A 9,426-nucleotide genomic window follows, 5' to 3' on the forward strand; every position below is an offset into this window, starting at 1 on the left:
CCCCACCACCCCCGCGCACCCGACGCCCCCCACCCCCGAGACCGCCGACGCCCTCCGCCTCCTGGCCGCCGCGGCGGAGGACCGTCTCACCGACGCCGTGGCCGCGCTTCCCCTCGTCACCGCGGGGAGCCCGTACAACGCCCAGGCACTGGTCCACGGCCTCTCCCCGGAGCCGGCGCCCCACCCCCAGGACGCCCAGTGGCACCAGGTGCGCCTGCTGCTGCGCCTGCACCGGTACGCACGCGAAGTACTGACGGGCGGGGACGGAGCGGTCACCGAGGACGTGCGTCTCCTGGCGGCCGCCGAGGCCCTGGACCGCCACCGCGACGCCTCGGAGGCCGCCGCGGCCGCGGCCCAGGCCGCCCGTACGCCGCGCATCGCCCCGGCGACGGCGTACGCGCTCGGCGTGCTCCACGCCGACCAGCGGCATGAGGTGGAGGCGGCGAGGTACGCGTTCCAGCACAGCTGGCGCAAGGAGCCCATCAGGCTGCCGTAGGGCGGGCCTGGCGTCGGACAGGAGGCGTGCGTCACCGTGACCCCGGCCGAAAACCCCACCGTGCGCGCGGCGGGCTGCGTCCTGTGGCGCCGCGCCCCGCGCGCACCCGGCCTGGAGCTCTGCCTCGTCCACCGGCCCAGGTACGACGACTGGTCGCACCCCAAGGGCAAGCTGAAGCGCGGTGAGGACCCGCTCGCCGGCGCCCTGCGCGAGGTGGCGGAGGAGACGGGGTACGACGCCGTGCCGGGCGCCGAGCTGCCCACGGCGCGCTATCTGGTGGACGGCCGCCCCAAGGAGGTCCGGTACTGGGCGGCGGCGGCCACCACCGGCGGTTTCACCCCCTCCGACGAGGTCGACCGCATCCTGTGGCTGCCGCCCGCGGCGGCCCGGGCCCGCCTCACCCTGCCCGGGGACCGGTCCCTCGTCGACGCGCTGCTCGCCACCCAGCCGTCCGGAACCAGTCCGTGTCTTTGACGTAAGCGTTCCGTGACCTCACCGCACCGTCCACAGGGGTTCACCCCGCGTTCATTTCCGCCCATCGGCGGCTTCACCTGTTCTGCCTAATTTCAGCCTTACCGATACCGGGCGCGCCCCGAAAACGCGTCCGTATCACCCAGCCTTCATCGCAGTTCGCAGCTCATCGCTGTTCGCAGTTCATCGCAGTCCCCGCACGCCGCCGGTTCAGGACGGCGGCTCCTGGAAGGAACTCCCTCAAGTGAAGCTTCAGCGCAAGAACCGGCGGGCCCTCGCTCTCGGTGCTCTCGCCGTCTCCGGCGCCCTGGCCCTCACGGCGTGCGGCTCCGACGACACCGGTAACAGCGGCAGCGGCGACGCCACCACGAGCGCGCAGGCCGGCAACGTCAAGTGCGACGACGCCAAGGGCCAGCTCCTCGCCGACGGCTCGTCCGCGCAGAAGAACGCGATCGACGCGTGGGTGAAGCAGTTCTCCGCCGCGTGCAAGGGCGTCCAGATCAACTACAAGGGTGGCGGCTCCGGCGCCGGCATCACCGCGTTCACCCAGGGCACGGTCGCCTTCGCCGGCTCGGACTCCGCGCTGGACCCCGAGGAGATCACCGCCACCAAGAAGGTCTGCACCGGTGGCCAGGGCATCGACCTGCCGATGGTCGGCGGCCCGATCGCCGTCGCGTACAACCTCAAGGGTGTCGACAACCTCGTCCTGGACGCGCCGACCCTGGCGAAGATCTTCAGCGACAAGATCAAGAACTGGAACGACCCGGCGATCGCGAAGCTGAACCCCGACGCCGACCTGCCCGACCTCAAGATCCAGGCGTTCCACCGCTCCGAGGACTCCGGCACCACGGACAACTTCACCAAGTACCTGATCAAGACCACCCCGGAGAACTGGAAGTACGAGGGCGGCAAGGCCTGGACGGCCCCCGGCGGCCAGTCCGCGTCCGGCTCCTCCGGTGTCGCCCAGCAGGTCAAGCAGACCAACGGCGCGATCAGCTACATGGAGCTCTCCTACGCCAAGGACGCCTCCGTGGTCGCCATCGACACGGGCGCCTCCAAGCCCGTCAAGGCCTCGGTCGACGGTGCCACCAAGGCCATCGCGGACGCCAAGGTCGTCGGCACCGGCAAGGACCTGGCCCTGGAGCTGAACTACGGCACCAAGGCCGAGGGCGCCTACCCGATCACCCTGGTCACCTACGAGATCGTCTGCGACAAGGGCAACAAGGCGGAGACCCTGCCGACCGTCAAGGCGTTCCTGAACTACATCGCCGGCGAGGACGGCCAGAAGGTCCTCGCCGACAACGACTACGCCCCCATGCCCGACGAGATCATCACCAAGGTCCGCAGCACCATCGCGGGCCTGAGCTGACCTGAGTGTGCGGCCCGGTCCCCCCGCGGGACCGGGCCGCACCGTCCGGTGCACCGCCGCCAGGAGCCCCGCGCACAGCAGGGCACCGCAGACCGGAGAACCCGATGGACATCACCACGAAGACACCTCCTCCTCCCACACCACAGCCAGCCGTGGCCGAGCGCAAGCGCGACGCCCGTGGCGTCACCCGACCCGGAGACCGCGTCTTCATCGGTCTCGCCCGTGGCTCGGGCATCCTGCTGCTCGCGGTCATGGCCGCCATCGCGGTCTTCCTGACCTGGCGTGCCGCCATCGCCATCGGCAAGGACGAGGGCAACTTCCTCACGACCTTCGAGTGGAACACGGGCAGCACCGAGCCGGTCTTCGGCATCGCGGTCCTGGCCTACGGCACGGTCGTCTCCTCGATCATCGCCATGGTCATCGCGGTCCCGGTCGCCGTCGCCATCGCGCTGTTCCTCACCCACTACGCCCCGCGCAGGCTGAGCGGCCCGATCGCCTACGTGATCGACCTGCTCGCCGCCGTACCGTCGATCGTGTACGGCCTGTGGGGCGCCCTGATCCTCGTACCGCACATGGACGGCCTGTTCGGCTGGCTGAACGACTACTTCCGTTGGACCGGCATCTTCTCGTGGGAGGAAGGCCCGGCCCGCTCGATGTTCACCGTCGGCATCCTGCTCGCGATCATGATCCTGCCGATCATCACCAACGTGAGCCGCGAGGTGTTCAAGCAGGTCCCGCAGATGCACGAAGAGGCCGCCCTGGCCCTCGGCGCCACGCGCTGGGAGGTCATCCGGATGTCGGTGCTGCCCTTCGGCCGCTCCGGCGTCATCTCCGCCTCGATGCTCGGCCTCGGCCGCGCGCTCGGCGAGACGATGGCCGTCGCCACCGTGCTCTCCCCGGACTTCCTGATCCACGGCAGCCTGCTCAACCCGGGCGGCGGCACCTTCGCCCAGAACATCGCCAGCAAGTTCGGCGAGGCGGACGAGTTCGGCCGTGACGCGCTGATCGCCTCCGGTCTCGTCCTGTTCGTCATCACCCTGCTGGTCAACGGCGCGGCCCGCATGATCATCGCCCGCCGCAAGGAGTACTCGGGGGCCAACGCATGACCACCACGACCGTCCAGCACCCGAGCTCGCTCCAGGGCGCCCGGCTGCCGAAGTGGTCCCCCTGGGCCATCGCCGCGGGTTCGCTCGCCGTCTCCATCGGCCTCAGCCTGGCCACCGGCATCGAGAGCAGGATCCAGTGGGGCCTCATCGCCGCGCTGCTCTTCGTCCTCGGTACGTACGTCATCGCCGCCGGCGTCGAGGGCAAGCGCCAGGCCAAGGACCGCGTCGCGACCTCGCTGGTCTGGGTCGCCTTCCTGCTCGCCGTGGTGCCGCTGGTCTCCCTGGTGTGGACGACCGTCGCCCGTGGCGTGAAGGTCCTCGACGGATACTTCCTGACCCACTCCATGGGCGTCGTCGCCGACACCGAGCCCGGCGGTGGTATCTACCACGCCATCATCGGCACCGTGGAGCAGGTCGGCATCGCCACCCTGATCGCCGCGCCGATCGGCGTGCTCACCGCGATCTACCTGGTCGAGTACGGCCGCGGTCACCTGGCCCGCGCCGTCACCTTCTTCGTCGACGTGATGACCGGCATCCCGTCGATCGTCGCCGGTCTGTTCATCCTCAGCCTCCTGCTGATCTTCGACATGAGCTTCTCCGGCTTCGCGGGCGCCCTCGCCCTCGCGATCCTGATGATGCCGGTCGTGGTCCGCTCCACGGAGGAGATGCTCAAGCTCGTCCCGAACGAGCTGCGTGAGGCGTCCCTGGCGCTGGGCGTGCCCAAGTGGCGCACCATCCTGAAGGTGGTCCTGCCGACGGCGATCGGCGGCATCACCACCGGTGTGATGCTGGCGGTCGCCCGTATCGCCGGTGAGACCGCACCCGTCCTGCTGCTGGTGTTCGGCAACCCGTTCATCAACAACAACCCCTTCGAAGGGGCGCAGGCCTCGCTGCCGCTGTACATCTACCAGCAGTACGCGAACAGCGCGGGCTCGGAAGCGGCGTACGACCGCGCCTGGGCCGCGGCTCTCACCCTGATCGCCTTCGTGATGATCCTCAACCTGGCGGCCCGCGGCATCGCCCGCTGGAAGGCCCCGAAGACCGGTCGCTGACGCGCGGCCATACAGCGACCGATCGCCAGACTTTCCTGAAAGAAGCAGTGATTCCCATGGCCAAGCGCATAGATATCAGCGGCCTCAACGCCTACTACGGCTCCTTCCTGGCCATCGAGGACATCTCGATGACGGTCGAGCCCCGCTCCGTGACGGCCTTCATCGGCCCCTCCGGCTGCGGCAAGTCCACGTTCCTGCGCACGCTCAACCGCATGCACGAGGTCACGCCCGGCGGCCGGGTCGACGGCAAGGTCATGCTGGACGACGAGAACCTCTACGGTCCCGGCATCGACCCGGTGTCCGTGCGGCGCGAGGTCGGCATGGTCTTCCAGCGCCCGAACCCGTTCCCGACGATGTCGGTCTACGACAACGTGGCGGCGGGCCTGCGCCTCAACGGCAGCTACAAGAAGTCCGAGCTGGACGACATCGTCGAGAAGTCCCTCAAGGGCGCGAACCTCTGGAACGAGGTCAAGGACCGCCTGAACAAGCCGGGCTCCGGCCTCTCCGGCGGTCAGCAGCAGCGCCTGTGCATCGCCCGTGCGATCGCGGTCGAGCCGAACGTCCTGCTCATGGACGAGCCCTGCTCCGCGCTGGACCCGATCTCCACCCTCGCCATCGAGGACCTGATCGGCGAGCTGAAGGAGCGCTTCACGATCGTCATCGTGACGCACAACATGCAGCAGGCCGCGCGCGTCTCCGACCGTACGGCGTTCTTCAACCTGGCGGCGGTCGGCCAGCCCGGCAAGCTAATCGAGATCGACGACACGGAGCGCATCTTCTCCAACCCGTCGGTCCAGGCCACGGAGGACTACATCTCGGGCCGCTTCGGCTAGGCCCGGACCCGATCCCCTCGCGGTGCTGCATGGCGGTGCCACCGCGAGGCGCACAAGGGCCCGCCCCCGAAACGGGGCGGGCCCATTGCCGTGGAACGGCCGACGCTGTTCGCGTCCGGGCGCGGCGGCACCCCTCGGTGCCGGGCCGCGCTACAGGAACGCCAGATCCACCACCCAGTAGGAGACCGCGGCCACGAGCGCGGCCGCCGGCATCGTGATGAACCAGCCCAAGATGATGTTCTTCGCGACGCCCCACCGCACGGCGTTCACCCGCTTCGTGGCACCCACACCCATGATCGCCGAGGTGATGACGTGCGTCGTCGAGATCGGCGCGTGGAAGAGGAACGCGGACCCGAACATGATCGACGCACCCGTCGTCTCCGCGGCGAACCCCTGCGGCGGGTCGAGCTCGATGATCTTCCGCCCCAGCGTGCGCATGATCCGCCAGCCACCCGCGTACGTACCCAGCGACAGCATCAGCGCGCAGGCGATCTTCACCCACACCGGGATGGGGTCGCCGTAGTCCTCCACGTCGGCGATGACCAGGGCCATCACCACGATGCCCATCGTCTTCTGCGCGTCCTGCAGGCCATGCCCCAGCGCCATGCCCGCCGCCGACACCGTCTGCGCGATACGGAAGCCCCGCTTCGCCTTGTGCGGGTTGGCCCGCCGGAACATCCACATGATCGCCGTCATGACGAGATAACCGGCGACCAGGCCGATCACCGGCGACACGAACATGGGGATGACGATCTTGTCGACGACCCCGTGCCAGTACACGGTCGTGCTGCCGGCCAGCGCCGCTCCCACCATGCCGCCGAACAGCGCGTGCGAGGAGGACGAGGGCAGGCCGAAGTACCAGGTGATGAGGTTCCAGACGATGGCACCCACGAGCGCCGCGAAGAGGATCCCCATCCCCTTCGAGCCTTCGGGCGTCTCGATCAGCCCCTCGCTGACGGTCTTGGCGACCCCGGAGCCGAGGAACGCGCCGGCGAGGTTCATGACGGCGGCCATCGCGAGCGCCGCCCGCGGCGTCAGCGCACGCGTCGACACGGAGGTCGCGATCGCGTTGGCCGAATCGTGGAAACCGTTGGTGTACGTGAAGAAGAGCGCGACCCCGATGGTCACGACCAGAGCGAAGGTGTCCATGAAACGCTCAGGACTCCTTGACGGCGATGGTCTCCACCGTGTTCGCCACGTGCTCGAACGCGTCGGCCGCTTCCTCGAGCACATCCACGATCTGCTTGAGCTTGAGGACCTCGATGGCGTCGTACTTGCCGTTGAAGAGGTGGGCCAGCAGCTTGCGGTGGATCTGGTCGGCCTGGTTCTCCAGCCGGTTGACCTCGATCCAGTACTCGGTGAGGTTGTCCATGGTCCGCAGGTTCGGCATCGCCTCGGCGGTCAGCTCGGCGGCCCGCGCCAGCACCTCGATCTGCTGCTCGACGCCCTTGGGCAGTACCTCGACGTTGTAGAGGACGACCAGGTCGACGGCCTCCTCCATGAAGTCCATGATGTCGTCGAGGGAAGAGGCGAGGGAGTAGATGTCCTCGCGGTCGAACGGCGTGATGAACGAGGAGTTCAGCTGGTGGAAGATCGCGTGCGTGGCGTCGTCACCCGCGTGTTCGGCGGCCCGCATACGCTCTGCGATCTCGGCCCGGGCGGATGCGTCCGCCCCGAGCAGTTCCATCAGGAGCTTGGAGCCCGTGACGATGTTGTCCGCGGAGGCGGCGAACATGTCGTAGAAGCTCGTCTCCCTGGGGGTCAGACGAAAGCGCACGTGGGGTCCTCGGGATGCATCGGTTTCGGTCAGGCTGATGCTAGGCGCATCATCCGGCCACGGCTAACGGGCCGTCCTCCAGTGTCGCCCATCAGGCACAGTGATGAGCAGGGGGGCGACCGGGGGCCCCGTTCGAGCCCCCTGGCGAGGACCCCCTACCCCGCGAAGTTCGGTACCATATACCCACCAGGGGTATATCTCCGCCCTATGTCCGCTATCTGCCCCACAGGAGGACGCGATGACGACCACTGAGGCCGGCGCGGGTGCGCCCTCCGCCACCGCCGACGCGGTGGAGACGGACGGCACCGCCGTGGTGGCGGACCACTGCGCCGCACCCGTGACCGATCACGACCGCGGAGTGCACGGGTACCACAAACAGAAGGACGAGCACCTCAAGCGCCTGCGCCGCATCGAGGGCCAGATCCGCGGCCTGCAGCGGATGGTCGACGAGGACGTCTACTGCATCGACATACTCACCCAGGTCTCCGCCTCCACGAAGGCCCTGCAGTCCTTCGCCCTGCAACTCCTGGAGGAGCACCTGCGCCACTGCGTCGCCGACGCCGCCGTGAAGGGCGGTGCCGAGATCGACGCCAAGGTGGAGGAGGCGACGAAGGCGATCGGCCGGCTGCTGCGCACCTGAGCGTGCGGGCGCGGCCGCTACGGCCGGCCGCCGGGTCCTGCCCGGTGCCCGGCGCCGCGCCCCTGCTCCTCCGTCACGCGCAGCACCTCGTCGATGCTCTCCAGGCTGAGCCGCCCCCGGGCGGCCGACGCCGCGATGATCAGCTCACCGCACAGCTCGATCTCGGCGAGGGCCACGTGGTCCTGAACCGCCGTACCGCCGACCGGAGCCACGCGCGTCACCTCGTCTCTGCCGTCACCGGCTTCCTAGAGTAGGGAGCGGCCCACACACCGCGCATGGCACGGAAGGGCTAGTTCTTGCCGCCCGGCTCCGCGATCCTCCCGGTGTAGATGTCCGCGTCCTCCGGCAGCCGTACGCGCACGGTGGCGCCGAAGTCGTAGAGCAGCGTCGTCGAGGCCACCGCCACGGTGCCCTCGTGCCGCTCGTTGGCGAAGCTGAAACGGTGCCGGATCTTGCGGATGCGGCCCTCGTCGTCGAGGTAGACGTCGAACGGCACCTCGGCGGTGGCGAACCCGACGGCCGCCGCGGCCAGCGCCTGCCGGTTGCCCTCCGAGGCCTCGCGCGCCGCCCGCGCGAGATCGGCGGCCCCCCGGTAGTGCCGCACCGCGGTGCCCGCGACCTCCGTCCGCCCCAGGTACGTCGCCGTCCGCGTCCCCCGCAGCACCTCGGCCGCGGCGAGGGGGTCGGTCGCCCCGCCGGTCACCAGGTTCCCGTCGGACAGCGAGGCGGTCTCCACCCGCACCCACTTGTCGTCGGGCACACCGGCGCCCCGGTTCTTCATGAACAGAGCGCCCGGTGTGAGCAGTTCGGTGATCGGACGGTGGCCGCTCGTGCCCGACGGGTCCTGCGGCAGACGCACCTTCAGCCGCCCGGACCGCCCCTCGAAGTCGTACACGCCCTCGCCCCGGATGGTCACCCGCGTCCCGCCGCTGGCCATCTCCATCGCCGTGTGCGCCTTGGCGCTTCCGGCGGCCACGAGCCGGTCGGCGGCCCGGTGCAGCACGGCGACCGGATCACCGGCACCGGACCCGTCGACGGCGGTCCCCGGCCCCGAGCAACCGCCGGCCAGACACACACAGAGCGCGCCCCCGGTGAGGGCAAGACCCCCGCCGGACCTCCTGCCCCGCCGCTCCTCGTCCCGCCCGACCATCGCCACCTACCCCAGCCGCCACGCCCGTTCCGGGCCCCCTGCCGTCGGGGTTAACGAGGAGCAGGTGACCCCGGTAACGTGGTGCCGTGGCGCAGCAGAACGGTCTCGAAGCCTCCCCGGACGTGCCGGAACACCGCACGACCACAGTCGAACAGGGTCCCTTCTGCCTGGCCCGCTGCACCTGCGGCTGGCGAGGCCCGGCCCGCAGAGCCAGAAGCCAGGCCCGCACCGACGCCCGGACCCACGCCCCGGCCTGACCCGGCCCCCGGCAACCGCACGACACGCCCTGCCCTGACCCGCCCACGCGGGAACGCCACCGTCACCGCGGGCATTCGTGCCTCCCCCCGGTGCCTGAACGGCCCGAGAGGCACCCCCGGAGCGGCACGGGCGGGTGATGGGGGCCCCACTCACGGGGGTCCCCCGTCAAGCGAAGCCGAGAGCGGGGAAGAAGCGGAGAGTGGGGGCACCCCGCGAGCGCCGGGCAACGCGACCACCCCGGCCCACCCCCGGCCACACCCCACTTGCCCCACCC

General features: G+C 70.0%; 11 protein-coding genes and 1 pseudogene. 8 read left to right on the forward strand and 4 right to left on the reverse strand.

Annotation, left to right across the window (positions count from 1 at the left end; all coding sequences use genetic code 11):
* The 6 genes and pseudogenes from KUM32_RS20595 to pstB all read left to right on the forward strand — a co-directional run.
* A pseudogene (locus KUM32_RS20595) lies at positions 1-496 on the forward strand (hypothetical protein); the annotation flags it as partial.
* Between the two features lie 36 nt (positions 497-532).
* Positions 533-970 carry an NUDIX hydrolase gene (locus KUM32_RS20600; RefSeq protein ID WP_217143389.1) on the forward strand — a complete coding sequence of 146 codons (438 nt, stop codon included), beginning with the start codon at positions 533-535 and terminating at the stop codon, positions 968-970.
* Between the two features lie 241 nt (positions 971-1,211).
* Complete coding sequence (pstS, locus tag KUM32_RS20605) at positions 1,212-2,336, forward strand: phosphate ABC transporter substrate-binding protein PstS (RefSeq protein WP_217143390.1); 1,125 nt, start codon at positions 1,212-1,214, stop codon at positions 2,334-2,336.
* Between the two features lie 104 nt (positions 2,337-2,440).
* On the forward strand, positions 2,441-3,442 hold the full coding sequence (pstC, locus tag KUM32_RS20610; RefSeq protein ID WP_217143391.1) for a phosphate ABC transporter permease subunit PstC: 1,002 nt from the start codon (positions 2,441-2,443) through the stop codon (positions 3,440-3,442).
* Positions 3,439-4,494 carry a phosphate ABC transporter permease PstA gene (gene pstA, locus KUM32_RS20615; protein WP_217143392.1) on the forward strand — a complete coding sequence of 352 codons (1,056 nt, stop codon included), beginning with the start codon at positions 3,439-3,441 and terminating at the stop codon, positions 4,492-4,494. Before pstC ends, pstA begins: the two co-directional genes overlap by 4 nt.
* Positions 4,495-4,550: 56 nt before the next feature.
* Complete coding sequence (gene pstB / locus KUM32_RS20620) at positions 4,551-5,327, forward strand: phosphate ABC transporter ATP-binding protein PstB (RefSeq protein WP_217143393.1); 777 nt, start codon at positions 4,551-4,553, stop codon at positions 5,325-5,327.
* 150 nt (positions 5,328-5,477) lie between these two features.
* Here the strand turns inward: pstB and pitH are convergent, their stop codons facing one another.
* Positions 5,478-6,476 carry a low-affinity phosphate transporter PitH gene (pitH, locus tag KUM32_RS20625; protein ID WP_217143394.1) on the reverse strand — a complete coding sequence of 333 codons (999 nt, stop codon included), beginning with the start codon at positions 6,474-6,476 and terminating at the stop codon, positions 5,478-5,480.
* Positions 6,477-6,483: 7 nt separating this feature from the next.
* Positions 6,484-7,104 carry a DUF47 domain-containing protein gene (locus KUM32_RS20630; RefSeq protein WP_217143395.1) on the reverse strand — a complete coding sequence of 207 codons (621 nt, stop codon included), beginning with the start codon at positions 7,102-7,104 and terminating at the stop codon, positions 6,484-6,486.
* Positions 7,105-7,342: 238 nt separating this feature from the next.
* Between KUM32_RS20630 and KUM32_RS20635 the strand changes: the two genes are divergently transcribed.
* Entirely contained in the window at positions 7,343-7,744 is a 402-nt protein-coding gene (locus KUM32_RS20635; RefSeq protein WP_217143396.1) for a metal-sensitive transcriptional regulator, read from the forward strand.
* A 17-nt stretch (positions 7,745-7,761) separates the two neighbouring features.
* Here KUM32_RS20635 and KUM32_RS20640 read toward each other — a convergent pair whose 3' ends face one another.
* Positions 7,762-7,965, reverse strand: coding sequence for a hypothetical protein (locus tag KUM32_RS20640; RefSeq protein WP_217143397.1), 204 nt, complete (start codon positions 7,963-7,965; stop codon positions 7,762-7,764).
* A gap of 68 nt (positions 7,966-8,033) precedes the next feature.
* The gene (locus KUM32_RS20645) at positions 8,034-8,894 is read right to left on the reverse strand and encodes a hypothetical protein (RefSeq protein ID WP_217143398.1); all 861 of its coding nucleotides are present in this window, start codon (positions 8,892-8,894) and stop codon (positions 8,034-8,036) included.
* Positions 8,895-8,980: 86 nt separating this feature from the next.
* On the opposite strand from KUM32_RS20645, the gene KUM32_RS20650 reads away from it, so the two are divergent.
* Complete coding sequence (locus KUM32_RS20650) at positions 8,981-9,151, forward strand: hypothetical protein (protein ID WP_217143399.1); 171 nt, start codon at positions 8,981-8,983, stop codon at positions 9,149-9,151.
* Positions 9,152-9,426: the final 275 nt, after the last annotated feature.

Source organism: Streptomyces sp. AC627_RSS907 (assembly GCF_019049165.1).